The organism is Paenarthrobacter sp. NPDC091711 (assembly GCF_044756605.1).
Taxonomy (GTDB): domain Bacteria; phylum Actinomycetota; class Actinomycetes; order Actinomycetales; family Micrococcaceae; genus Arthrobacter.
In genome coordinates, this window is the sequence record NZ_JBIVTF010000019.1 from 41,215 (window position 1) to 64,673 (window position 23,459).

23 protein-coding genes are annotated in these 23,459 nt (G+C 63.1%); 14 read left to right on the top strand and 9 right to left on the bottom strand.

The window, feature by feature from the left end; translation table 11 throughout:
* The first annotated feature begins 119 nt into the window (after positions 1-119).
* From ACIQH5_RS20275 to ACIQH5_RS20290, 4 genes are read left to right on the top strand one after another with little or no spacing between them, the layout of a single operon-like run.
* Positions 120-893, top strand: a complete 774-nt coding sequence (locus ACIQH5_RS20275; RefSeq protein WP_400406994.1) for a GntR family transcriptional regulator — start codon at positions 120-122, stop codon at positions 891-893.
* 37 nt (positions 894-930) lie between these two features.
* Positions 931-1,824: a ribokinase gene (locus tag ACIQH5_RS20280; RefSeq protein WP_400406996.1), complete on the top strand. Its 894-nt coding sequence runs from the start codon at positions 931-933 to the stop codon at positions 1,822-1,824.
* A 57-nt stretch (positions 1,825-1,881) separates the two neighbouring features.
* Complete coding sequence (locus tag ACIQH5_RS20285; protein ID WP_400406999.1) at positions 1,882-2,148, top strand: type II toxin-antitoxin system Phd/YefM family antitoxin; 267 nt, start codon at positions 1,882-1,884, stop codon at positions 2,146-2,148.
* The gene (locus tag ACIQH5_RS20290) at positions 2,145-2,537 is read left to right on the top strand and encodes a type II toxin-antitoxin system VapC family toxin (RefSeq protein WP_400407002.1); all 393 of its coding nucleotides are present in this window, start codon (positions 2,145-2,147) and stop codon (positions 2,535-2,537) included. Before ACIQH5_RS20285 ends, ACIQH5_RS20290 begins: the two co-directional genes overlap by 4 nt.
* A gap of 14 nt (positions 2,538-2,551) precedes the next feature.
* Here the strand turns inward: ACIQH5_RS20290 and ACIQH5_RS20295 are convergent, their stop codons facing one another.
* From ACIQH5_RS20295 to ACIQH5_RS20305, 3 genes are all read right to left on the bottom strand, one after another.
* The gene (locus ACIQH5_RS20295; protein ID WP_400407005.1) at positions 2,552-2,836 is read right to left on the bottom strand and encodes an acylphosphatase; all 285 of its coding nucleotides are present in this window, start codon (positions 2,834-2,836) and stop codon (positions 2,552-2,554) included.
* 92 nt (positions 2,837-2,928) lie between these two features.
* Positions 2,929-3,813 (bottom strand): glycosidase, encoded by an 885-nt coding sequence (locus ACIQH5_RS20300; protein ID WP_400407008.1) that lies wholly within the window; start codon positions 3,811-3,813, stop codon positions 2,929-2,931.
* 145 nt (positions 3,814-3,958) lie between these two features.
* Positions 3,959-4,990, bottom strand: coding sequence for an adenosine deaminase (locus tag ACIQH5_RS20305; protein ID WP_400407011.1), 1,032 nt, complete (start codon positions 4,988-4,990; stop codon positions 3,959-3,961).
* Positions 4,991-5,074: 84 nt separating this feature from the next.
* Between ACIQH5_RS20305 and ACIQH5_RS20310 the strand changes: the two genes are divergently transcribed.
* Positions 5,075-5,989 carry an MSMEG_6728 family protein gene (locus ACIQH5_RS20310; protein ID WP_400407014.1) on the top strand — a complete coding sequence of 305 codons (915 nt, stop codon included), beginning with the start codon at positions 5,075-5,077 and terminating at the stop codon, positions 5,987-5,989.
* A 97-nt stretch (positions 5,990-6,086) separates the two neighbouring features.
* Here the strand turns inward: ACIQH5_RS20310 and ACIQH5_RS20315 are convergent, their stop codons facing one another.
* A complete protein-coding gene (locus ACIQH5_RS20315; protein ID WP_400407017.1) occupies positions 6,087-7,418 on the bottom strand; it encodes a purine-cytosine permease family protein in 1,332 nt (443 codons plus the stop codon).
* A 191-nt stretch (positions 7,419-7,609) separates the two neighbouring features.
* Positions 7,610-9,055: a PucR family transcriptional regulator gene (locus ACIQH5_RS20320; protein WP_400407020.1), complete on the bottom strand. Its 1,446-nt coding sequence runs from the start codon at positions 9,053-9,055 to the stop codon at positions 7,610-7,612.
* A gap of 121 nt (positions 9,056-9,176) precedes the next feature.
* Between ACIQH5_RS20320 and pxpA the strand changes: the two genes are divergently transcribed.
* The 7 genes from pxpA to ACIQH5_RS20355 all read left to right on the top strand — a co-directional run bounded on the left by pxpA (position 9,177) and on the right by ACIQH5_RS20355 (position 14,986).
* On the top strand, positions 9,177-9,971 hold the full coding sequence (gene pxpA / locus ACIQH5_RS20325; protein ID WP_400407023.1) for a 5-oxoprolinase subunit PxpA: 795 nt from the start codon (positions 9,177-9,179) through the stop codon (positions 9,969-9,971).
* Positions 9,972-10,020: 49 nt separating this feature from the next.
* Entirely contained in the window at positions 10,021-10,260 is a 240-nt protein-coding gene (locus tag ACIQH5_RS20330; protein ID WP_090820234.1) for an acetyl-CoA carboxylase, read from the top strand.
* Between the two features lie 9 nt (positions 10,261-10,269).
* Complete coding sequence (locus tag ACIQH5_RS20335; protein ID WP_400407027.1) at positions 10,270-11,622, top strand: acetyl/propionyl/methylcrotonyl-CoA carboxylase subunit alpha; 1,353 nt, start codon at positions 10,270-10,272, stop codon at positions 11,620-11,622.
* Complete coding sequence (locus ACIQH5_RS20340) at positions 11,619-12,524, top strand: allophanate hydrolase subunit 1 (RefSeq protein ID WP_400407030.1); 906 nt, start codon at positions 11,619-11,621, stop codon at positions 12,522-12,524. The genes ACIQH5_RS20335 and ACIQH5_RS20340 overlap by 4 nt, the downstream gene beginning before the upstream one ends.
* The gene (locus tag ACIQH5_RS20345) at positions 12,514-13,494 is read left to right on the top strand and encodes a biotin-dependent carboxyltransferase family protein (protein ID WP_400407033.1); all 981 of its coding nucleotides are present in this window, start codon (positions 12,514-12,516) and stop codon (positions 13,492-13,494) included. Before ACIQH5_RS20340 ends, ACIQH5_RS20345 begins: the two co-directional genes overlap by 11 nt.
* A 113-nt stretch (positions 13,495-13,607) precedes the next feature.
* The gene (locus tag ACIQH5_RS20350) at positions 13,608-13,970 is read left to right on the top strand and encodes a DUF1622 domain-containing protein (RefSeq protein WP_400407036.1); all 363 of its coding nucleotides are present in this window, start codon (positions 13,608-13,610) and stop codon (positions 13,968-13,970) included.
* Positions 13,967-14,986, top strand: a complete 1,020-nt coding sequence (locus ACIQH5_RS20355; RefSeq protein ID WP_400407039.1) for an alpha/beta hydrolase — start codon at positions 13,967-13,969, stop codon at positions 14,984-14,986. Before ACIQH5_RS20350 ends, ACIQH5_RS20355 begins: the two co-directional genes overlap by 4 nt.
* 4 nt (positions 14,987-14,990) lie before the next feature.
* On the opposite strand, the gene ACIQH5_RS20360 is transcribed toward ACIQH5_RS20355, so the two are convergent.
* The gene (locus ACIQH5_RS20360) at positions 14,991-17,453 is read right to left on the bottom strand and encodes a Tex family protein (RefSeq protein ID WP_400407042.1); all 2,463 of its coding nucleotides are present in this window, start codon (positions 17,451-17,453) and stop codon (positions 14,991-14,993) included.
* Between the two features lie 88 nt (positions 17,454-17,541).
* Between ACIQH5_RS20360 and ACIQH5_RS20365 the strand changes: the two genes are divergently transcribed.
* A complete protein-coding gene (locus ACIQH5_RS20365) occupies positions 17,542-17,838 on the top strand; it encodes a hypothetical protein (RefSeq protein WP_400407044.1) in 297 nt (98 codons plus the stop codon).
* 43 nt (positions 17,839-17,881) lie between these two features.
* Here the strand turns inward: ACIQH5_RS20365 and ACIQH5_RS20370 are convergent, their stop codons facing one another.
* A complete protein-coding gene (locus ACIQH5_RS20370; RefSeq protein ID WP_400407047.1) occupies positions 17,882-18,316 on the bottom strand; it encodes a CBS domain-containing protein in 435 nt (144 codons plus the stop codon).
* Between the two features lie 132 nt (positions 18,317-18,448).
* Positions 18,449-18,901: a nucleoside deaminase gene (locus tag ACIQH5_RS20375; RefSeq protein ID WP_400407050.1), complete on the bottom strand. Its 453-nt coding sequence runs from the start codon at positions 18,899-18,901 to the stop codon at positions 18,449-18,451.
* Between the two features lie 142 nt (positions 18,902-19,043).
* On the opposite strand from ACIQH5_RS20375, the gene ACIQH5_RS20380 reads away from it, so the two are divergent.
* Entirely contained in the window at positions 19,044-22,625 is a 3,582-nt protein-coding gene (locus tag ACIQH5_RS20380; RefSeq protein ID WP_400407053.1) for a TM0106 family RecB-like putative nuclease, read from the top strand.
* Here the strand turns inward: ACIQH5_RS20380 and ACIQH5_RS20385 are convergent.
* Positions 22,622-23,458 carry a triose-phosphate isomerase family protein gene (locus tag ACIQH5_RS20385; protein WP_400407056.1) on the bottom strand — a complete coding sequence of 279 codons (837 nt, stop codon included), beginning with the start codon at positions 23,456-23,458 and terminating at the stop codon, positions 22,622-22,624. The genes ACIQH5_RS20380 and ACIQH5_RS20385 overlap by 4 nt on opposite strands.
* Between the last annotated feature and the right edge of the window lies 1 nt (position 23,459).

A 23,459-nucleotide genomic window follows, 5' to 3' on the forward strand; every position in this document is an offset into this window, starting at 1 on the left:
CGAGGGCGCGGGGCGGCGCCACGAGATGTGAGTTGTTATACAAGCATGTATTACGAGCTTGTGCAACCTATCACAGTCATCCGGTACAGTATCGGTAACCCATCTCAAGTGAGGCACCCTTGACCGACAACGCCGTCCAGTTCCTGTCCCGGCCCATCGCTACCCAACCAGGGCAGCCCCTGCGCGTCGCGGCCTACTCCCGCATCGCCGAAGCGATCCGGACCAAGATCCTGCCGCCAGGTTCGCTGCTCCCCACGGAGACTGAGCTCGGAACCATGATGGACGTCAGCCGCACCGTGATCCGGGAAGCGCTGATGTTGCTTGAGGAAGACGGCCTCACCCGGGCACGCCGTGGAGTGGGCCGCTTTGTTGCCGATTCGCTCCCCCGCATCGGCATAGAACACATCCGCCCGTTCGATCAGCTTCTTGGCGGGCAGGACCAGGACATTCAGGTCAAACGGGTAGCCGCCATCAAGCAGCCGGCGTCCGAATTCGTGGCGCCGGGCATTGGCGTGCAGCCTGACGAGGACGTGTGGTTCTGGGAAAGCGTCCTCATCAGGAACGGCGAGCCCCTGGCGCATCTCCAGGAGAACGTAGCCCAAGGAATCCCCGAGGCCGAAGCTTTGGCCGAAGCCGCCGAGGCTCCCACGCTTCCCGCGTCAACGCTCCTGGAAGTTCTCAGCGGACTGCCCGGCGCACCCCTTGGCCCCGGCGAATGCCAGATCAGCCTCAGCACGGCCGGCCCCAGCCGCGCGAAACTGCTCGGGCTCCGTCCGTCCGATCCCGTTCTGGTCCTCACGCAATACGTGCGCCGAAATGGCGCCCCGTTCTATCTGGCCAAGTGCCTGGTGGCTGCCAAGGCCGGGCACCTCTCCGTCATCCAGTCCTCCTGAAATCCCGCCTCAGCCAATCTCCCGAAAAGGACCTCCCATGAGCACCACCCCTCAGTCTTCTGCGCCCAATTCCTCCCCCACCCTCACCGTGGTTGGCAGCATCAACCTGGACATCACCGCCACAGCCAACCGCCTCCCCTCCCCCGGTGAAACCGTGGGCGGCGGCGTTCTCCGCCAGCAGCCCGGCGGCAAGGGCGCCAACCAGGCCGTCGCTGCCGCCCGACTGGCAGGAAGGTCCCGCATGGTGGGGGCCGTGGGCCACGATGAAGCGGGACTCAGTCTCATCACCGCGATGGCGGGGGCCGGCGTCGACGTCCAGGACATCGCCCGGGTGGACTCCGCCACGGGAACCGCCTTGGTGCTGGTGGACGGCGAAGGCGAGAACCAGATTGTGGTGTGCCCGGGAGCCAACGCTTCTGTGGCCCTGGATGGCGTGGACTTCGACGACGACGAGGCCGTTCTCTGCCAACTGGAAGTGGACCAGAACGTAGTGCTGGAAGCCGCTCGCCGTGCCAAGGGATTCTTCGCACTGAACGCTGCCCCCGCAATGCCCCTCATTCCGGAACTGCTGGAACGCTGCAACCTGGTGATCGTGAACGAGACCGAGTATGAACTGATCCCCGCCCTCCGCGATGCGCCGTTGGTGGCCGTGACCTACGGCGGTGAGGGTTCGGCGATCTTCGTGGACGGCGAACGCGTCGCCGAAGCGCCCGCCGTACGGGTTACCGATATTGTCAACACCATCGGAGCCGGGGATGCTTTCTGCGCAGCTCTGGTCCTGGCGCTCCAGTCCGGCCTGGAGCACTCGCACGCTTTGGCTGTTGCCAATGCTGTGGGTGCCGACGCCGTCCGTGATGCTTCCTCGCAGCCCGCGTTGAAGCAGTTGGAGCACTACATCGAAGCGACGCGGACAGCCGCTTTGCCCGCCTGAACGACTCCGGAAGAAGCCCCTCCACCCAGGGTGCTACGATTGCTACGGAGGCAGATCATGACAACTATTCCGCACCGCGAACTGCGCAACCAGAGCAGCAAGATTCTTGAACGCGTCAAGAATGGCGAAGTCATTGACGTCACCAACAACGGCGAGGTGACGGCCACCCTCATTCCACCGTCAGCTTCGCCTTTTGAGCGTTTGCTCCAAGCAGGGAGCGTCCGGCCGGCCAGTGAGTCCCCGGTGGACTTCACAATTGTTCCTCGCACCCACAGCGAAATGACCACAGTGGATATCTTGGCCGATCTGCGCGGCGACCGGTGATCGTTTACGTTGACACGTCGGCTTTCTTGAAGCTGGTCATCGATGAGCGGGAATCTGCGGCCGCTGCCGCATATCTTTCCGAGTTAGCCAGATCAGGCGGGCAACTCGTGGCCTCAATGCTCCTGTACACGGAGATGCACTGTGCGGCTCGTCGCAGGAGTATGCCGTTCGACGTTGTCAACGCCGTTTTGGCCGGCATCAATCTAGTTGACGTGACTCGTTCAGATCTCATGTATGCCGCGGCGTTGCCGAGACAGCTTCGGAGCGCGGACGCTATTCACCTGGCCACAGCCATACGGCTGCAGTCCGACACCTTGGTGGCGTACGACCAAGAGTTACTACTTGCCGCCATGGAATCCGGGCTCACCACGGCGTCGCCGGGGGCGTAGCAGCGGCTTAGGCGCTAATCGATAATCCGGAAGTCGTCGAACTCCCCGGTGGCTTGGGAAATCTGGAAGTCAACGTCCGCCACCTGGCCCGGGACGCGCGACGAGTGAAGCCAGCCCGTGAAGTCGCTGACGTTCCCGGTTTCCCCTTCGGCCACTAATTGCACTGAGCCGTCGTGATCGTTTCGGACTGTGCCGGTCAACAGGAGCTCGTCAGCTTTCCGGGCAGTCCAATAGCGAAAACCCACGCCTTGGACCACACCGGTGATACGGGCTGTGAGGCGAAGGGTTTCGTCAGTCATGAGTCCACTTTAACCAGACCTGCCCTTGCCCGTCCCGCTCCCCGTTGAACGGAGAGAAGAGCGAACAAGGGCGGGTTCCGAGCTACGGAGACCTAGCCGATCACGATGTCCCGTGTCGCGTGGCTGTACGTGATGGTGACGGGGCCGCCGTCGTGGTTCAACTCGTGGTTCGCGCCGTCACGGGCTCCAAACGCACCATAGTTCTCGTCCCACGAACGGTTCAGCGCGATCTTGTAGGTGTAGAAGCCGGCAGGCAGTTCAGCCGTCAACGTCCACACTTGGACGACGGGATTGAACTCCATCTGGGCCTCGTCATACTGCGGCGCCCAGTCTTCGGCTGCTCCAAGGATCTTGTTGAAGTCACCGGCAATCGCCACGGCGTCCGGCTGCGGCAGGGTCTCGACGGCGGACGCCGCCGCTGCTTTCGCCGGCGCCTTGCGGGTGGACTTCTTTGCGACAGGGGCAGCTGCAGCGGCGGAAGCCTTGGCTGTTGCCGCTTTGGCCCGCGGCGCGGAAACCTTGGCCGCAGCGACTTTCGGCTCAGCTGTCTTCTTGGCAGGAGCGGCCTTCTTGGCTGCAGCTGCCTTCTTTGCTTGGGGCTTCACAGGCGGGGCCGTCGGAACGGCGACGTCGGCAGGAACCGGAGTTCCGGCGTCGAGCGCTGCACCAAATGCCGCGGCGTCAGGGAAGGCGACCGTCGCGCGCAGGCCGTCTTCCGGAATGGTCCACCCCGAACGGCCCTTGACCAGCCAGCCGGCCTTGACCAGCTTGGCCGAAGCCGACGTCAGGGTCTTGTGGCCGCGGGGAATGCCGCCACTGAGAAGCTCGGCCTCGTGGTCATTGAAAGGTACTCGGACGATCGCTTCGGCCAGCACCTCGCCGGCGTTCAGCGTCGCCCCGGACCATACGCTTTCAGCAAGGATGTCCAGGACGGCCTTCAGACGAAGGTTGGTGTTCTCGGCGGTATTCGCGCCCATGCTTCTCCTTCAACGGTGGATACTCCCTAGAAGTTTGCCAATGAATTGTTAATTCCCGCGACTGCGGAAGGTAAACACCGTGTGTCGTGACTGAGTGTGACATGCCGGACCCCGCAAGTGATGTGCAGGTCTCGGCTGCCGTGCCTTAGGCGGTGGTAACGGACGCCTTGACCCACTCCGCGACCTCGTCCAACAGCACCGCTTTACGGGCGTCGCTGGCGAAGGAGGACCGGATGGAATTGGCTGCCAGGGTGGCCTGCTCCGGCACCGAGAATTCCAGGACCTTCACCAGTTGCTCGAAGTTCTCATCCACGTAGCCGCCAAAGTAGGCGGGGTCGTCCGAATTCACGGAAACGTTCAGGCCGATCGCGAGCATTTCGGGCAAAGGATGGTCAGCCAGCTTATCCACGGCGCGGAGCCTGACGTTGGACAGCGGGCAAACCGTGAGGGGAACCTGTTCAGCTACGAGCCGCTGCACCACGTCCGTGTCTTCCATACACCGGATGCCGTGATCGATCCGTTCAACGTGAAGCACATCCAGGGCCTCGGTGATGTAGGACGCAGGTCCTTCCTCGCCCGCGTGCGCGATCCGTCGCAAGCCCGCCTCGCCGGCGCGCTGGTAAAGGCGCTCAAATTTCGACGGCGGATTGCCCACCTCTGCGGAGTCCAGGCCGATGCCTGCGATCGGAGCGTGCATCGCCTGGAGCTGGTCCAGAACTTCAAGCGCCGAGTCCTCGGACATGTCGCGCAGGAACGCCGCGATGAGGAGGGTGCTGACGCCGAAGTCTTCCTCGGAGGTGGCCAAGGCGTTGGCCACGCCATTGACGCAGGTCTCCAAAGCCACTCCCCGGGAAGTGTGCGCCTGGGGATCCATCATGATTTCCGCGTGACGCACTCCCCCGGCGGCGGCCCGCTTCAGATAGGCACGTGTCATGTCGGTGAAATCCTGCTCGGTCTGCAGGACGGCCATATTGGCGTAGTAAAGGTCCAGGAACGATTGCAGGTCAGTGAACTCGTATTTTTCCCTGAGTTCCTCAATGTCTTGGTACGGCAGTTCAATGCCGTTTCGTTCGGCCAGAGCAAAGATCAGCTCTGGCTGGAGAGTCCCTTCGATGTGCAGGTGCAATTCGGCAACAGGAAGCGCCGGGGCAGTAGTTTTCTCGCCAAAAGTTTCCACCCTGCAACTCTAGGCCCCAACCCGGGAGCGTGTCCCGCGGCACTGAACTTGGTTCTGACCCCCGCCACCCCTCAAACTGAAAGGATGCAGACTTTCCTCCCTTTCGCCGATTTCCGTGAGAGTGCCGCGGCGCTCGACACTTCAAGGCTCGGCAAACAGCGCGTCGAAGCACTCCAGGTCCTCCGCGCGTTGGTCATCCCGGAGTACGGTTGGCAGCAGCACCCCGCCGTCCGCATGTGGATGGGCCACGTCCCGGCTCTCACCATGTACGGCATCGCCATGGCAGACGAGTGGATGAAACGCGGCCACCCGGACAACACCCGGGACAACATTGCCGAGTTCGCCCCGCAGGCCGCACACCCGGATTACGCCTCCAGGATCATCATGCCGCCATGGCTCGGGCATGAGGACCTGCACCTCAGCCACCGCTCCAAGCTGATCACCAAAGACCCCAAGCACTACTCCCAGCTTTTCCCCGGCACCGAGGAAAAACTCGAGTACGTGTGGCCGGAACCCAAGCACGAGTTCCACCCGGAAGACCCGGAAGAGGATCGCCTGCTCATTCTGCGCTCCAACGTGGAGGACCTCCGCCCGGAGCAGCTCACCACCGTGGCCATGCCACCGCACGGAAAAGCCCGCACCGCAGCCCCCTCGGATCCCGACGAATACCAGTTCGTGTACGCCGAGGAGAAGTCCCGCCGCCAGGTAAAGGGGCCCAAGAAGCGGCCCGTCAAGCAACAGGAGAAGAAGCCCACGCGCAAGCGTCAAGCACAGGAGCAGGCGTTCAACACCCTGCCCGGCAAGACCGAGCTCGCTGTGCCCTTTGACGGTGGCAAAATCTTCGCCGTCGGCCTGATTCAGGGCCGCCCCATCACTGTTGATGGCCGCTTCGCACGCAACTTCGAAGTCACCAACGTGATCAAGCGCACCGACTTCGACTACCCCGCGTTGCTGCAGGATCCCCGGGTCTTCTTCCCGGTTCCGGCGCCTGCGCAGTAGCGGTACCGTTCACCAACGCACGACGGCGGCAGCCGGGTTCCGTAGTTACCGAACCCGACTGCCGCCGTCGTTGTCTGTTCTGTGGGAGGAGTGCTGCCTAGACGAGTTGTTCCTCGTCCACGTGGACGTCCTCCGAGATGTCCATGGCAGGCGGTTTCTGCAGCCGGTAGGCCACAAAATAGCCACCGGCAGCGAGGGCCACTGTTATCAAAGGCGCAAGTTGGGCCAGAACCGGGACAGCCGTCTGCTCGGTGAGCAGAATGCCGGTTCCTGATGCCAGCAGCCAGGCCGCCGCCCCCGGGCTGAACGCCCTCAGACGGTCGCGGCGGATCTCCGGCACCTCGTTGACGTTCTTGCGGTTCAACGCGATATAGACCAGAGCGATGGCAACCCACGCGGTAACGAAGACGCCTTGCCAGGCCAGCGCTTTGAGCAGATAAGAGAGCACGTCGGTCAGCATCAGCAGGTATGCAATAGCTCCAGCTACGATCACCCAGACCCAACGGGGCAACGCCAACCGGAACACCCTGGTGGCGAAGGCGTCCAGGTTGGATGAAGCCAGATAGTAGTTGGCGGTGTTGATGCGGGTTTGGGAGATGAAGATCACCAGGACGCCGAAGATTCCCAAAGAGGAGATGAACGCGTCCACCACCCCGGTCTCTGTACCGGCCAGCCCCCAAGCACTCATGATGTAGATGCCCACCAAGCCGTTGATGCCGAAAGTGAAGGCATAGAAAACCCAGCCAAAGGTGATCCGGCCATGGAATTTCTCATCCTTCTTACGGGCCATCCGTGCGTAGTCGAACGTGTACATCATCATGATCCAGACGCCCATATAAATGAGGTAGGAGGTCAGCCAGCCCGGGATGGGACCGTCGGCGACGCCCTCGGGGAAGCTGACCGGGAAACCGCGGATAGCGGTGGCGGCGACAACGACGGCCACCAGCCCTGCGAAGTACAGCGGCAGCAACCAGCCATTGAGGCGGTCGAGCCAGTTCTGCACTCCACCGGCAACCAGCGGCAAGGCGTAGATCACCACGATGGCGTACCACATGGTGATTTCACCGCCGAAGAATTTTTGGAACGCCACCGCGATGATGGACCCTTCGAACACGGCGTAGTAGATGGCCGTGGCCGCGAAGATCAGGGATGCGAGCGCGGATCCGACGATTCCGAAGAGGGTCCGGGAGAGGAGCTCGACGGTGAGCCCTGTCCGGGCGGCGTAGCGGGAGAGGACCAGGTTGATGATGCCGTAGCTGGCGATGGTCAGGATCATGCCGATGATGGTGTTGACGGTGCCAACTGCATTGGCGGAAGCCACCGCCACGTAGATCCAGAACATGGCTGAGAACAAGGCCCACCATGCCATGGTCAGGGACCAGCGCGGAGCACGGCGCGCTTCGGGCATGACGTAATTTGCGTAGGACAAAGTAACCCCTAGGGTTCAGGCGAACGGAGTGGGCCCGGATTCCTGCCGCCGTGATGAAACCTCTTGGGGAGCGGTTCCATAGCTGGCGGGCAACATGGCCCGTGAACTGACGTTAGTGACGCAGCGCACAAGTCGGTATCGGGCCGTCGCCTAAAAGAACACCTTCGGTTTATGCAGATTGCACATTTACCTCACGCGTGCGCCGCAACGATACTCAGGGCGAGCAGGCACGTGGCGCGGACTTCGCCGTCGGCCAGGTCCAGACCCAAGGCATCCTCGATCTTCCGCATCCGATACGTCAGCGTGTTCCTGTGGATGAAGAGTTCATCGCAGATCTCCCTGGAACTGCCGCTGTGCCTCAAGTACGAGTCGAGTGTCTCCCGCAGTGCCGTGCCGCCTTCGGACTCCAAGGGTGCCAACAGGCGTTGCGACATGGCCACCAACCCTGCGCTCGGGAGCCCTTGCACAATTCCGGTCAGGTCGGCGAGCGGAGCCGTCCGGACGCCGGGTGAGCCCACATGACGCCTGGCGAGGCTCAACGCCAGTGGCAGCTCGTTCAGGGTGCTGGACTCGGTGACCACCACAGCCAGTTCCGGAGCATCCTTGAAGAAGTCCCGGACCATGGCCAACAACCCGGACGTTCCCCGCTTTTGCTGCACCAACAAGGTGGTGAGGCCCTTCTCCTCCATGAATCTGACGATGCCGAAGTTCGCCTCCAACCCCACCCTGGCCCGCCACGCAATGGCACGGAGTTTCAACCGCGGAATGTCCTTGGAAGCGCCGATCAGTACCGACCCCCAGGTCTCTTCGGGGGCAAATCCAGTGTCCACGGCCAAACGTTTCAGCTGCGCGGGTGTGATGCCGCGATCCTCGTAGAGCGCTTCCATGAACCGTGCGGCCTCACGGGAGTGCAGCGGCGAACGGGAACCCAAGGTGTAGCTGAGTTGCATGGCAATGACAGCGGCTACGGGACCCAGGATGGGCTGCAGCACCACCGTGCTTTTGATGCCCTCGATCATGAGCCGGAAACGCTGCGATTCGCCGCTGGGGATGCGCAGGGTTGTTCGCGCAGTACCTCCGGCGGCGTCTCCTGCCCCGATAAGTTCGAAGCCGACGTCGTCCACCAACGTCACCCGTGCGTGAACGAACGTGGCAACGCGCTCCAGGACTGTGGCCAACGAGCGCCCATCGGCGGCGAGCCGGGTGCACTCGTCCGCCAGTTCCCAGCCGGACCGCAGCTCCTCGTACCGGTCGGTGGCGATGACGTGCTCCACGTGGCGCATGACCAAGACAAACGGCACCTCGGGTGGCAGCTCCAACAGGGGAAGGCCGTGCGCTTCGCAGGCTTCCACCAGGCCGGCAGGAAGTTCGCTGTGCGCAGCGCCCAACCCGAACACAAGCCCCGAGACCGGCACAGCCAGGAGCCGCTCCACGTACGCTTCCCAAATCCGGTAGTCCTTCACGTTGAGGCCCATGCCGTTGGTCAGCACCAGGGCATTGACGCTGAGGAACGGCGTGGGGTCCATGTGTTCCGTGGGGGCGCACCACGTGATGGGCCTCGCCAAGCGGCCTGGACTTCCGGGCACCCGCAGGGAAATCTTCAGGTCAGGGTCATCCACCAAGTCCGAAATACGCATTTGGGCCTCCACGAGCTGCAGGCAGATGTTCGCCTGATAGTGCAGACATCATAATCCGCATCGTCATATTCAGCAGCCTGCACAATTACTATGCGTGCCGCGCTTGGATAGCGTTGGCCCCATGCAAACGAATGTGACCCCCAACACCTCTGCGTCCAGCACTCCTGCTTCCAGCGCCTCTGCTTCCAACTCTGTGAAGTCCGTGCTGTTGAACTCGGACATGGGCGAAGGCGTGGGCCTTCACGAATTCGGCAATGACGAGCAGCTGATGCGCATCATTGATGTGGCCAACGTTGCCTGCGGCTACCACGCCGGCGATCCCGATGTCATGAACCGGACCGTGGAGCTTGCTGCCGAACACGGAGTGGCCGTTGGCGCCCACCCCGGCCTGCCTGATCCCGTGGGCTTCGGCCGCCGCCGCATGGTGCTGCGTCCGGAAGAAGTCGAGTCCATCATCCTCTACCAAACCGGTGCACTGACTGCCTTCCTGGCCAAGCATGGCCTGGCCCTGAACCACATCAAACCGCACGGCGCCCTGTACGGGATGCTGGCCGGCGACGAGGAACTCATGGCCGCGGCTGCAGGCACTGCCAAGCTGTTCGGCGTCTCGTTCTTCGGCCTGGCGGGGACCGCGCATGAGTCCGTGTGCAGGGCCATGGGCGTGGAGTTCATCCCCGAGTTGTACGTGGACCTCAACTACGGTCCGGCCGGTGAGCTGTTGATCCAGCGCCGCCCCGAGCCCACCAACCCGGAGGCAGCAGCCAACCGCGTACAAAAAGCCCTCGACGGCGGTCCCGTCCTCGCCGTGGACGGCACCGAATTGGACATCACCTTCGGCAGCATCTGCGTCCACTCGGACGCACCCAATTCCGTTGCGGTGGCATCGGCTGTCCGAGCCGTCCTCGACGCCCGCTGATTTTCCTGTTTTTCACGATCCCCCACTCCCTGAAAGCGAGAACACCCCTATGGGAACCATCGTCTCCCCACTCCCCGGCATCTTTTACCGCAAGCCCGGCCCGGGCAAGCCGCCGTTCGCCAATGAAGGCGACACGATCGAGGTCGGACAGACCCTGGGCATCGTGGAAATCATGAAGCAATTCACCGAAATCCAGTCCGACGTCGCGGGTGTCCTCGAATCGTTCGAGGTAGCCGAGGGCGACATGGTCAACCCGGGCGACCCCATCGTCGTCGTACGCGAAGGTTAGGCGACCATCATGAAGAAGCTGCTCATCGCCAACCGCGGCGAGATCGCCGTACGGATCATCAGGACGGCACGGGACATGGGCATCGGCACCGTGGTTATCGTCAGCGAACCCGATTCCACTTCCCTCGCCGCACGAACCGCCGACGAATTCGTGGTGGTTGGCCCCGCCCCAGCCCCTGCCAGCTACCTCAATCAAGACGCGATCATTGCCGCGGCGCTGGACGCCGGCTGCGACGCTGTCCACCCCGGATACGGCTTTCTCTCCGAGAACTCTTCCTTTGCCCGCAAAGTAGCGGACGCAGGACTGATCTGGGTGGGACCCGATGCCGACGCCATCGACATGATGGGCAACAAATCACTGGCACGCGAGTCCGCACATAAAGCCGGAGTTCCCGTACTGCGCGGTTCCGACGGTCCCCTGGACCCGGAGGCAGACGCCGTAGCCATCGCTGCCGGCATCGGTTATCCCCTTGTGGTCAAAGCATCCGCAGGCGGCGGGGGCCGTGGCATCCGGTTCGTCAATAGTGAAGAAGAGCTTCTGGAAACCATCGACATGGCCCGCGGCGAGGCGGCGTCCGTGTTTGGCGACCCCACCGTGTACTTGGAACGCTTTGTTGAGCACGCACGGCACGTGGAAGTCCAGATTCTTGGCGATGGCACCAACTTCATCCACTTGGGAGACCGCGACTGCTCCATGCAGCGGCGCTCCCAGAAAGTCATTGAAGAAGCTCCGGCACCGGACCTCCCCGATTCCGTGCGGGCGACCATCCGCCAGTCCTCCGTGGAACTTGCCAGACAGTGTGGCTACCAAGGAGCGGGCACGGTGGAGTTCCTCTACGACCCCCGGAACCACGAGGCCGCCTTCATCGAGATGAACACCCGCATCCAAGTGGAGCACCCCATCACCGAACAGATCACCGGAGTGGACCTTGTCCGGGAGCAGCTGCTCATCGCCGGCACCGGGTCCATGTCCCTGACGCAGGAGGACATCACTTTCACGGGGCACGCCATTGAGTGCCGGATCAACGCCGAAGACCCGGGCAACAACTTCTTCCCGAGTCCCGGACGCTTGAATTCCATCGAATGGCCCACCGGCGACGGAATCCGGGTGGATACCGGCGTGGACACCGGATCCGTGGTGAGCCCCTACTACGACTCCATGCTCGCCAAATTGATCGTCCACGCTGCCGATCGTGACGCGGCCATCGCGGCCACCCTGGACGCTTTGGATCACGTGCACATTGAAGGCGTCAAAACCACTGTCCCGGTGCACAAAATGCTGCTGGCCCGTCCCGAGTTCGCTGCAGTCACCCATCACTCCAAGTTCATCGAGTCCGCTCCCGATCTGTTGGAGGCGAAATGACCACCCCAAGCCCTGTCCTGAAAGAAGCCCGCTACACGTGGGGCGGCGACGAGTTCCTGTTCGTCGAAGTGGACGAATCCATGAGCCTGGCGGCCAACTTCAAAGTCATGTCCATTGCCAGGAAACTCTCGGACGCGGCCTTGGCCGGCGTCGTCGATATTTGCCCTGCCAACGCCTCATTGCTGGTGCGGTTCAATCCTGACGTGCTGCCGCCGTCGAGCCTTGAATCCACTGTTCGCAACATCGAACTCGAGCTGCAGAACCACGACGAACAGTCGCTGGAAACCCGGATCATCGAAGTCCCCGTCTGGTACGACGATCCCTTCACGGCGGAAGTAGCCCAGCGATTCCGTGAAGGCTTCCACCAAGAACCGGACGGTACGGACCTCGACTACGCAGCGAAGGTCAACGGCCTGCAGGACGCCGCTGAGTTCATCCGCCGCCACCACGAACAGCCGTGGCTTGTGTCCATGGTGGGCTTCGTGGCCGGCCTGCCGTTCCTCTTCCAGTTGGTGGAGCGGGAGAAGCAACTGCAGGTGCCCAAGTACCTGAGCCCGCGTACGGACACGCCAAAGCTGACGGTGGGCCACGGCGGATGCTTCGCAGCCATTTACTCCGTCCGGGGTGCCGGCGGGTACCAGATGTTCGGCGTCGCGGCAGCCCCGATCTACGATCCCGCGCAGTCACTGGCGGACTTCGAGGACTTCATGGTCTTCTTCCGCCCCGGTGACATCGTCAAGTTCAAGCCGGTCACCGAGGACGAGTACTACGCCATCCAGGCTCAGGTTGAGGACGGAAGCTACCGCTACCGCCAAGTCCCCGTCATCTTCGATGCGGCCAAGGCCCTGTCCGATCCGCAGGCCTACAACCAGGAACTCATGGAGGCACTCAATGGCATTTAGTATCAAGAATCCAGGCTTGGCCACCACCGTTCAGGACCAGGGCCGTGTGGGCTATTACAACGTGGGCATCCCTCAGAGCGGCTCCATGGACCAGTACTCGGCCGAACTCGGGAACGCCTTGGTGGGTAACCCAGCCACGGATGCCGTCTTGGAGTGCACCTACCTTGGTCCTGTCCTGGTGACGGATGCCGATGCCATCGTGGCGATCACAGGTGCCCCTGTGGAGGTCAAGGTCAATGGTGAAACCCAGCCCCAGTGGACACGCCTGCAGCTCAGCGCCGGCGATGAGCTGAGCTTCGGAGTCATCCAGGGCGGTACGCGCTACTACATAGCGGTCCGGGGCGGGATAGACGTCCCCGTGGTCCTGGGGAGCCGGTCCACCTACACCCTTGGCGGCATTGGCGGGCTCAACGGCAGGAAGCTGGAAGCCGGGGACGTGGTGCCGGTGGGAGCGCCCCGCGGCGAAGTCCCCGGCGTTGAGGAAATGCCCGACGCCTTCCGGCCCTCCTTTGACAAAGCACAATCCGTGCGGATTGTCATGGGCCTCTACGACCACAGACTCACGGACACCGGAAAGGATAACCTCCTGAACGGCGAATGGAAGGTCACCCCCGTGGCCGACCGGATGGGCCTCCGGTACTCGGGGCCGGGCGTGGAATGGAAGGAGCGTGAGCAGCCATTCGGTGCTGGCTCCGATCCTTCCAATATCGTCGATGCCGGCTACGCTGTGGGCTCCATCCAGATTCCCGGCGGAACGCAGCCCATCATCCTGCACCGCGATGCTGTCTCCGGCGGCGGCTACGCCATGGTGGCAACCGTCATCAGCGCCGACATGGACCTCGTTGCCCGCGCCGCCCCCGGCACGGTCACCACGTTTGTTGTCGTCAGCCAGGACGAAGCAATAGGGGCACGCAAGGAACGCGCCGAACTCAGAACCAAGGCGTGGGAGGCCGTGGGCGCCAAGCCCTGATCCTCTGCGCTGACATCAAGCAGGTGTGGCCGGCCTCCGGGTCGGCCACACCTTGCTGCATGCGGCGCCCGCTCTGTGAGACGGTAAGGGCACGCACCTAACCGGGGAGGGCCATGGATTTCCAGCACATCATCGAAGAAGTCGGCCGGTACATGGACGCCGCCGGAGTGGCTGTCATGGTGATTGGAACCCTGGTTTCCCTACCGATGGCTCTCCGGGGATACCAACCGAAACGGGCCAGCGGCCTCGCCCCGTTCTCCCCGTACCGCTCCTACAGGCAGCTGCTGGGGCGGTCCATTCTGCTGGGGCTTGAGCTCCTGGTGGCCGCCGACATCATCCGCACCGTGGCAGTCACCCCCACCTTTGAAAGCGTTGGCGTCCTGGCTATCATCGTGCTGATCCGGACGTTCCTCAGCTTCTCCCTGGAGCTGGAAATCACGGGCCGCTGGCCCTGGCAAAAGGAAAAAGACGCATGACCCAGGCGTGGACCCCGGACATTCTTGGCGAAGGCTTTGAGCAGCAAACGCTAACGCTCGACGGCGGCGCTGTCGCCACCTTGGTGCGCTTCCTCGGCGGCGATCCACAGGGGCTGGATGTTCCGGACGGTGCGGGCATCGACGCCGATGTCCTCTACGTCCACGGCTGGTCCGACTACTTTTTCCAACGCCATCTGGCTGAGTTCTGGCACCGTGCCGGCGCGCGCTTCTATGCCCTGGACCTCCACAACTACGGCCGGAGCCTGCGCCCCGGGCTCGTTCCGGGTTTCGTCACCAACCTCACCGATTACGACGCCGACATCGCCGCAGCACTCTCAGCCATGGGCCGCTCCGGTGTTCCTGGCGAAGACCGCCCCCTCATTTTGCTGGGCCACTCAACGGGCGGACTCACCCTTAGCCTGTGGACCCACCGACACCCGGGCATTGCCTCCGCGCTGATCCTCAACAGTCCGTGGCTGGAATTCCAGGCCACCGAGCTTGGCCGGCGCGCGATTGCGCCCCTGATTGGGCTCCATGCAAAGCTCCACCCGCTCGCCCCGCTGCCGCCCGTGGATCCAGGCATCTATACCCGTGCTGTCTCGGCGGCGCTGGACGGCGAATGGGATTACAACCTTGAGTGGCGGCCGGACCGGGGCTTCCCCATTACGCCGGCCTTCCTGGATGCAGTGTTCCGAGGCCAAGCCACCGTGGCAGCCGGTTTGGGCATCGAAGTTCCGGTGCTCGTCATGCTTTCGGACAGGAGTTACTTGCAACCAAAATGGTCAGCCGATGCCCTCACCGCCGACGTCGCGCTGAACGTCGACGCCGTGGCTCATCGGTCGCTGTCCTTGGCGGACACCGTCACCGTTAGCCGGTTACCGAACGCGTTCCACGACATCTTCCTGTCACCAGAGCCCATTCGGCGCGAGGCTTTCCAACGCATTGGCCGCTGGCTTCCCACGGCTCTGCAGCCCTCGGATGCAGTGGTGTGGGAAGCCAGGACCGCCGGCCTGTAGGGGGTTATTTCCCGAGTCCGGCCCTGCGCAATGCTTCGGCCATGGCCGTGTTGGCTGGCTCCTGGGACTGCTGGGGCTTGCCTTGTCGCGCGCCACCCTGGCGGCGATCACCTTGTCCTTGCCGTGGAGCGCCCTGCCCCGGCTGGCCTGAACGCTGGCCCTGCTGGCCGCCGCCCCGCTGACCACCTGCACGGTCACCGGAGCCTCGGCCACCTGAGTCCTGGCCGCCTGAAGCACGCCCACCGGAGGTGCGCCCACCAGCAGCGCCGGGTTCGTCGTCGAGCCTCAACGTCAAGGAGATGCGTTTGCGCTCAGGATCGGCCTCGAGCACCTTGACCCGGACCACCTGACCGGACTTCACGATCTCCCGCGGATCCGAAACGAACTTGTTGGATAGGGCCGAGACGTGAACCAGCCCGTCCTGGTGTACTCCGACGTCAACGAACGCGCCAAAAGCGGCAACGTTGGTAACAGTGCCTTCCAGGATCATGCCGGGCTTAAGGTCGGAGATCTTCTCGATCCCTTCCGAGAACGACGCCGCCTTGAACGCAGGACGGGGGTCGCGGCCGGGCTTCTCCAGCTCCGACATGATGTCCTTGACCGTGGGCAACCCAAAAGTGCCGTCCACGAAGGCCTGCGGATCCAAAACACTAGCGGGTCCACCACCGGCGGCCACCAGGATTCTTCGTGCCACGGAGTACGCTTCCGGGTGCACACTTGAGGCGTCCAGGGGCTCCGCTCCCCCGGTGATACGGAGGAAGCCGGCGCACTGCTCGAACGCCTTAGCGCCGAGCCGCGGTACCTTCTTGAGGTCGCTGCGCTTGGCGAACGGCCCATTCTCGTTCCTGTAGGCCACGATGTTCTCGCTGAGAAGAGGCCCGACGCCGGCCACGCGGCTGAGCAGCGCAGGCGAAGCGGTGTTCACGTCCACGCCCACGGCATTCACGCAGTCCTCCACCACGGCATCCAGCGAGCGGTCAAGCTTCGCTGCGGTGACGTCGTGCTGGTACTGCCCCACACCGATGGACTTCGGCTCGATCTTGACCAGTTCCGCCAGCGGATCCTGAAGCCGACGGGCAATGGACACCGCACCTCGGAGCGAAACATCCATGCCCGGAAGCTCGGAGGCGGCGAGGGCAGAGGCTGAGTACACCGACGCTCCGGCCTCGGATACCACCAGCTTCTGGATGCCCTTGGAGCCGGCGGCGTCGAGGGACTTGATGAGCTCTGTGGCCAACTTGTCTGTCTCGCGCGACGCCGTTCCGTTGCCGATCGCCACGAGTTCCACGTTGTACTGCTTGGCCAGCCGTCCAAGGGTGGCCAACGCTTCGTCCCACTTCTTCGCAGGGGCATGCGGGTAGATGGTGTCCGTGATGACAACCTTGCCCGTGCCGTCCACCACTGCCACCTTCACGCCAGTCCGGAGTCCGGGGTCGAGCCCAAGCGTCGCGCGGTTGCCGGCTGGGGCCGCCAGCAGGACGTCACGCAGGTTGGCGGCAAAAACGCGCACAGCTTCGTCTTCCGCGTCAGCAAACATGCGCCCGCGAAGGTCTGTTGTGAGGCGGTCCAGGATGCGTCCACGCCAGGCCAGCTGCGCGGTCTGCGTCAGCCACGCGTCCGCCGGGCGACCCTGGTTCGCAACCCCAAGGCACTTGGCCACAGCGTTCTCGTACTTGCCGCGCGCGGCGGCCAGGGCGTCGTCGTCGGACGGGTCTGCTTCGGCGAGATCGAGTTCAAGGACGCCGTCCTTTTCACCGCGCAGCAAAGCGAGCACGCGGTGCGACGGCATGCCGGACGGCACCTGCGTGAACTCGAAGTAGTCCTTGAATTTCTGGCCCTCGGCCTCCATGCCCTTCTTGACCCGCGACACCATGCGTCCCTGCTTCCAGAGGCGTTCGCGCAGGTCCTCGGCCAAATCGGCGTCCTGCCCGACGCGCTCCACAAGGATTGCGCGGGCCCCTGCGAGCGCCGTGGCTGCGTCGTCGATGGTGTGCTCGGCGTTCAGGTACTTGGCGGCTTCGGTTGCGGGGTCCAGTAGCGGGTTGGCGAGAAGGACGTCGGCCAGGGGCTCAAGGCCGGCTTCGCGGGCAATTTGTGCCTTGGTGCGGCGCTTGGATTTGAAGGGAAGGTAGATGTCTTCCAGCCGTGCCTTGGTCTCGGCCCCGACGACGGCGGCTTCCAGTTCCGGGGTTAGCTTCCCTTGGGCGGAAATCGCTTCCAGGACGGACGCGCGTCGTTCTTCCAGCTCACGCAGGTATCTGAGCCGTTCTTCAAGGTCGCGCAGCTGGGTGTCATCGAGCGTCCCGGTGACTTCCTTACGGTAGCGGGCGATGAAGGGAACGGTGGATCCGGCGTCGAGCAGTTCCACTGCGGCTTTGACCTGCCAGGTCTTGACGCCGAGTTCTTCGGCGATCTGGGCGTGGATGGCAGAGTCAGCTGACTGGTGTTGGAGATTTGAAGTCACCATGACAGTTTGCCTCACGTGGCCGACAGTTTCAGAAGGCAGGTATGCGGAAGGCCTATCCCGGGGGCGCTCTTAGTGCTGTAGTTGGACCATGCAGGAACTGCTCATCATCCTTCAGGACGGGTTTGTTTCCGATGACGTGACCGTGACCGTCAACGGCAAGGAAGCCGTGTCCGAAAGGGATGTATCCACTCAGACGCTGTTGGGAATGGCCGACGAACTAACAGTGGAACTGCCGGCGAAGGGCGCCACCGTGGGCGTCGAGGTCAGCAGCCGAAAACTTAGCGCCACGAAGAAGCTCGCCGGGAAACCCAAGAGCTTGCTCGTCTCCATTGAAGACGGCGAACTCGTGCTGCGTGAAGGAACGGGCCGCGAGGCGTTCCTCTAAGGGATGCCTCGCGGCGGCTGGTTTGGTTGCCGGTTTGCAGGTCTCAGTGGGCCATGTGCTCCTTGGCTGAGATGTGTTCCACCATTTCGCCCAGACGCTCTTCTGCGTAGTGGTTGCGGGCAATATCGCCCTGGCTGATGATGCCTACCAGTTTGTGGTCGCTGATGACGGGGAGCCGGCGCACCTGATGTTCCTCCATCATGGTGACGGCCTCGTCAACGTTGGCGTCCGCATCCACCCAATAGGGTTTGCCGGTGGCCAGCTCACTGGCGCGGACTTCGCGGGCGTCCTTGCCTTCGGCCAAACACTTGACCACAATGTCGCGGTCGGTGATGAAGCCGGTGAGCTTGCCGTCGTGACCGCAGATAGGGAGTGAACCGCAGTCCAGGTCCCTCATCAGCCTGGCGGCGTCCTGAAGAGTTTTGTCCTCTTCGATGCACTGGGCGTTGGTTGTCATGAATTCACGTACGGCACTCATGGGTCCTCCTTCATCGATTGGGATCATCGACGAGGGGCCTCTCGGCACCGACGCCGATGATGCCAGCCTACGCTCGGAGGGTGACGGTGGCTAGGCGAATCTGCGCCCTTCCGAGCGCCCATTTCACCGCCGCTATTCCGCGATGTCCTCCGCCCACAATTCGGGGTGTTCCTCTTGGAAAGTACGCATCATGTCCACACACCGTTGATCGTTGAGGACCACCACATCCACACCCCGCGAACGGAGGAGGTCGAATTCACCGGGGAAGGTTTCTGCCTCGCCAACCACCACCCGGGGAATTTTGAATTGGATGATGGTTCCCGTGCACATCGCACATGGCGCCAGGGTGGTGTAGAGCGTGGTGTCACGGTATGTCTTCTGACGACCGGCAGCCCTAAGCGCGGACATCTCGCCGTGTGCGATCGGGTCGCCGTGCTGGACACGTTCGTTGTGGCCGCTGGCAACCACTTCCCCACCGCGGGCCAGTGCAGCTCCGATGGGGATTCCGCCCTCGCTGAGGCTCTTTTGTGCAGCTTGGTAGGCGGCTTCGAAAGCGGGGTCCGGAGCTGGGGCTGTTTCAGTCATGGGTGCAGTCTAAAGTGGCCGGACGGTGTTTTGGCTGCCGCCATTTCGCCGGGCGCTATTTTGCAGACTCTATTTTGTCTGGGCCCGCTGATAGCTTGGCTGCAAGAGTTTATTGACGGCATGGAAAGGTAGGTGGCTCGCGGTGTTCTTTCTCGAGCCCGAGACGGCGGGCGCACCCCGGGACCTGGTGTACTCCGCCAGCGACCTCGTTATTGCTGCCACCTGCGAGTATCAGCTGCTCAGGAAACTTGACGAAAAACTCGGCCGCACGCCCAAGCCTGACTTCGCAACAGATGCCATGTTGGAGCGCACAGCCAAACTCGGAGACGATCACGAGCATCGGGTTCTTGATGAATTCGTGGCTGAGTTGGGGCTGTGGGATCCGGCTTCCGGGAAAGGCGTTTACGACGTCGTCCCCGCCACAGCGATGGACCGCGCCACCCTGTCGGCCAAGCATGCGGAATCCATCGACGCCTTGCGCTCCGGAGCGGACGTCGTGTTCCAGGCAGCCTTCTTCGATGGTCAATTCCATGGCCGCTCAGATTTCCTGGTGAAACGCCCCGGCGGTCAGTACGCCGTCTTCGATACCAAGCTCGCCCGGCATGCCAAGGTCACGGCCCTGCTGCAGTTGGCAGCCTATGGAGATCAACTCATCCAGGCAGGGATCACACCGGACCCTACCGTCACCCTGGTGTTGGGCAACCGTGTCCACAGCGACCACCCCTTGGCGCAAATCCTGCCCGTCTTCAAGGAACGCCGGGAACGCTTCCTTGGCATGACCCAGGCACATGGTGCGGAGACTGGACCGGTGGAGTGGGGCGACTCCCGGTATTCCGCGTGTGGCCGCTGTGATTACTGCGCTGAGCAAGTCCAACTGCACCGGGATCTCCTCATGGTGGCCGGTATGCGGATCAGCCGTCGGAAGAAGCTGATCGAGGCCGGCGTCACCACCATTGACGATCTGGCAGCTCTGCCGGAAACGGGTGATCCCACGTTGTTGCGGCTCCGGGAGCAGGCCCGGCTACAGACCGGCGCTGGCACCCCGGATGGCACGGTCACGTACACGGACAAGTCCGGAGAAGCCAAAGCCATCAGCTACAACGTCCTGCCGGACAACACGCTGGGCAGGCTACCCGCTCCCGATCCGGGCGATATCTTCTTCGACTTTGAAGGCGACCCCCTCTGGCAGGACCCCGTCACGGAGAAGTGGGGGCTGGAGTACCTGTTCGGGGTCATTGAGAATCCCGTTGAACCCGGCGCCCAGCCGGTGTTCCGGCCCTTTTGGGCGCACTCACGGGCTGAAGAGGGCAAGGCGTTTGTCGACTTCCTCGAGTACGTGGCCAAACGGCGCAACAAGAACCCCGGTATGCACATTTACCACTACGCCGCGTATGAGAAGACGGCCTTGCGCAACCTGTCCCTGACGCATGTGGTGGGCGAAACCGCCGTCGACGACCTCCTGCGCCAGGGTGTTCTAGTGGACCTCTACGACACCGTCCGGCACAGCATCCGGATCTCAGAAAACTCCTACAGCATCAAGAAGCTTGAGCCCCTTTACATGAGGCAGCACCTGCGCTCGGGTGACGTGGCCGACGCCGGCGCCTCCGTGGTTGCCTACGCCGACTACTGCACGGCGCGGGACAACGGGAACCCGGGGGAAGCAGCCGCGATCCTCGAAGGCATCCGTGACTACAACGAGTACGACTGCCTGTCGACGCTGGAACTTCGCAACTGGCTGCTGGCCCGTGCTGCTGAGCGCTCCATCCAGCCGGGCGGTGAAGCAGACCATGCTCCTGCACCTGATACGGAACCGGAGAAGTACGAGGCAGCACCGGAAGAAAGCGCACTGTTCGACTACCTGGCAGGTCTGTCCGAGGAGGACAAAGGAACCTCGGATTCGCGTGCCATCGGCATTGTGGCCGCCGGAGTGGGATACCACCGCCGCGAGGACAAACAACATTGGTGGGGGCACTTCGACCGCCTCGAAAAGCCAACATCGCAATGGCCTGACGAGCGCGACCTCTTCATCGTCAACCACGCAGAGCTGCTGCAGGACTGGGCCAAACCCACGCCTCGGAGCAACCCGGTGAGGATCGTGAAACTCTTCGGCCGGTCCGGGGACGGAGCCGGGCTGGAACCGGGCAAGAAGTACTTCCGCATGTATGGCACCCCGCTGCCGGAATCGCTGCAAGGGAAAGAGTCCACCGTGCTCGGCCGTGCAGGCTGGAACGGCACCTTGGTCACCGCGGTGGGCGATCACGAAGACTTCGAAACGGTGACCATAGCCGAGGGTCTTCGCAAGGACTCCACGGCGTTCAGCCAATGGCCCATGGCCTTGACTCCCGATCCACCTATTGCCACCAATGGTCAGCGTGCGGCACTCGCTGCGCTGGCAACAAAGCTCAAAGACGCGCTTCCGCAATGGCCGCAGGATCCTGCGCTGGACCTGGTGCGAAGGAGGGCGCCCAAGCTTCGCAGCCTTCACGCCCTGCCTCCCGTGGAGCCGGGGCCTGACGGGTACATCGACGCCATCACCGCAGCCATCACTGATCTGGACCACTCCTATCTGGCTGTGCAAGGTCCGCCCGGGAGCGGCAAAACCCATGTGGGCGCCCACGTGTTGGCCCGGCTGGTGGCTGCAGGCTGGAAGGTGGGCGTGGTGGCCCAATCCCATGCCGTAGTGGAGAACATGCTCTGCGCCGCCGTGGACAAGGCCGGAGTAGATCCCGGGCGGGTGGCTAAGGAAGTCAAACACGACGACCCCGTCCCGTGGACCCAATGCGCCAAAGGTGACGTGGAAGAACTCTTATCCAAGCCGGGCGGGGCCCTCATTGGCGGCACAGCCTGGACCATGGTGGGCAGCTCGGTCCCAGCCGGCTCCCTGGACCTGCTGGTCATTGACGAGGCCGGGCAATTCTCGCTGGCCAACACCATGGCAGTGAGCCGCGCAGCCAAACGCCTTCTGCTGCTCGGCGATCCACAACAGTTGCCCCAGGTCACCCAAGGCAAGCACCCCGAGCCGGTGGATGAATCAGCTCTGGGCTGGTTGTCAGATGGCCACAACACCTTGCCGCCCGAGCTGGGGTACTTCCTGGCATTGTCGTGGCGCATGCATCCGGAACTCTGCAGCGCCGTTTCGGAGCTCTCCTACGACAACCGTCTGGAGTCGGCACCCGCAGCGAAAGAACGCCATTTGGCGGGTGTCGCACCCGGTATCTCCTGCGTTTACGTCCCGCATACCGCCAACTCCACGTCCTCCTCCGAGGAAGCAGCTGAGGTGGTCCGGCAGGTCCAGGCCCACCTCGGCCTGACGTGGGTCGACCCCTCGCGATCAGCCGAATCCCCATCCGCCGCATCCCGTCCCCTCGAGGAGACGGACATCCTGGTGGTGGCCGCGTACAACGCCCAGGTCCAGTTGATCAAGCACCATCTTCGGGGCGCAGGGTTGGGCAAGGTCCGGGTGGGAACGGTGGACAAGTTCCAAGGCCAGGAAGCTCCGGTGGTCATTGTTTCCATGGCCGCGTCGGCAGCGGGAGAAGTCCCCCGCGGCATGGAGTTCCTGCTCTCCCGGAACAGGATCAACGTGGCGGTATCGCGCGGTCAATGGCGTGCCGTGGTGGTGCGTTCGCCCGAGCTGACCAACTACCTGCCTACCCATCCCGAGGGCCTGGAGAATCTTGGTGGGTTCGTGGCCCTCTGCCAGCGGAGTTTTTTGTACAGCTAATGCCCTTTAGAAGGCGCTTTAGGGGCATCTGCTGTACAAAAACTCAGGGCCTCGTCCAAGACCTTGCCGAAGTTGGCGGCGTCGTGGGCAAAGCGACCGAGGAAAAGCCCGGACACCCCATCCAGCTGAGGCAAAAGTCCAGGCTTCGCCGAGCCGCCATAAATGACAGGAATCCCGGCCAGGCCGTGCTGGGCAAGCGCTGAACGCAAGGCACGTACCACCTTCGAAACATAGTCCGCTGAGGCGGGCTCGGGAGCTCCGATCGCCCAGACGGGCTCATAAGCGATGACCAACGTTGAGGCAAGGGACCAGTCGCCGGAGACTGCCGATTCGATCTGCCGATACACAGTCTCCGCCGCTGCCGCCGGGCCTGCGGGGTGGGCAAGGAGCTCTGATTCCCCCACGCAGAGAAGTGGCGTCAGGCCGGCGTCGACGGCGGCGCTGACCTTAAGGGCAATCATCGCCTCATCTTCGGCGAAGTACCGCCGACGTTCAGCGTGGCCGATCTCCACCCATTCCACGCCCAGTTCAACCAGCATCGACGGAGAAACTTCCCCCGTCCACGGGCCATCGGACCAGCCACAGTTCTGGGCGCCAAGAACCAGAGGCGTTCCCGCAACCAAGCGCGCCGCCTCGGGGAGCACCGGAAACGATGGGATCACAAACGGGACCACCCGCCCGGCCGCGAGGGCCGGGCGGGCATCCACTTCAGCTACCAGTTGTTCCAACCACGCCAGGGACTGCGCGTAGCCCATGTACGTCTTGGTGCTGACGCCTACGAACGTAGTGCCCAGCCCAGTGCGAGGGTCGGTCAGGGTACCTGGCAGCGTCACG

Excerpts from the sequence above, each read along its gene's own strand:
- ACIQH5_RS20360 (WP_400407042.1), bottom strand. The coding sequence starts at position 17,453 with ATGGTGACTTCAAATCTCCAACACCAGTCAGCTGACTCTGCCATCCAC.
- ACIQH5_RS20350 (WP_400407036.1), top strand. The coding sequence starts at position 13,608 with ATGGATTTCCAGCACATCATCGAAGAAGTCGGCCGGTACATGGACGCC.
- ACIQH5_RS20330 (WP_090820234.1), top strand. The coding sequence starts at position 10,021 with ATGGGAACCATCGTCTCCCCACTCCCCGGCATCTTTTACCGCAAGCCC.
- ACIQH5_RS20300 (WP_400407008.1), bottom strand. The coding sequence starts at position 3,813 with ATGGGCGCGAATACCGCCGAGAACACCAACCTTCGTCTGAAGGCCGTC.
- ACIQH5_RS20345 (WP_400407033.1), top strand. The coding sequence starts at position 12,514 with ATGGCATTTAGTATCAAGAATCCAGGCTTGGCCACCACCGTTCAGGAC.
- ACIQH5_RS20365 (WP_400407044.1), top strand. The coding sequence starts at position 17,542 with ATGCAGGAACTGCTCATCATCCTTCAGGACGGGTTTGTTTCCGATGAC.
- ACIQH5_RS20355 (WP_400407039.1), top strand. The coding sequence starts at position 13,967 with ATGACCCAGGCGTGGACCCCGGACATTCTTGGCGAAGGCTTTGAGCAG.
- ACIQH5_RS20370 (WP_400407047.1), bottom strand. The coding sequence starts at position 18,316 with ATGAGTGCCGTACGTGAATTCATGACAACCAACGCCCAGTGCATCGAA.
- pxpA (WP_400407023.1), top strand. The coding sequence starts at position 9,177 with ATGCAAACGAATGTGACCCCCAACACCTCTGCGTCCAGCACTCCTGCT.
- ACIQH5_RS20320 (WP_400407020.1), bottom strand. The coding sequence starts at position 9,055 with ATGCGTATTTCGGACTTGGTGGATGACCCTGACCTGAAGATTTCCCTG.
- ACIQH5_RS20375 (WP_400407050.1), bottom strand. The coding sequence starts at position 18,901 with ATGACTGAAACAGCCCCAGCTCCGGACCCCGCTTTCGAAGCCGCCTAC.
- ACIQH5_RS20280 (WP_400406996.1), top strand. The coding sequence starts at position 931 with ATGAGCACCACCCCTCAGTCTTCTGCGCCCAATTCCTCCCCCACCCTC.
- ACIQH5_RS20340 (WP_400407030.1), top strand. The coding sequence starts at position 11,619 with ATGACCACCCCAAGCCCTGTCCTGAAAGAAGCCCGCTACACGTGGGGC.
- ACIQH5_RS20295 (WP_400407005.1), bottom strand. The coding sequence starts at position 2,836 with ATGACTGACGAAACCCTTCGCCTCACAGCCCGTATCACCGGTGTGGTC.
- ACIQH5_RS20310 (WP_400407014.1), top strand. The coding sequence starts at position 5,075 with ATGCAGACTTTCCTCCCTTTCGCCGATTTCCGTGAGAGTGCCGCGGCG.
- ACIQH5_RS20285 (WP_400406999.1), top strand. The coding sequence starts at position 1,882 with ATGACAACTATTCCGCACCGCGAACTGCGCAACCAGAGCAGCAAGATT.
- ACIQH5_RS20335 (WP_400407027.1), top strand. The coding sequence starts at position 10,270 with ATGAAGAAGCTGCTCATCGCCAACCGCGGCGAGATCGCCGTACGGATC.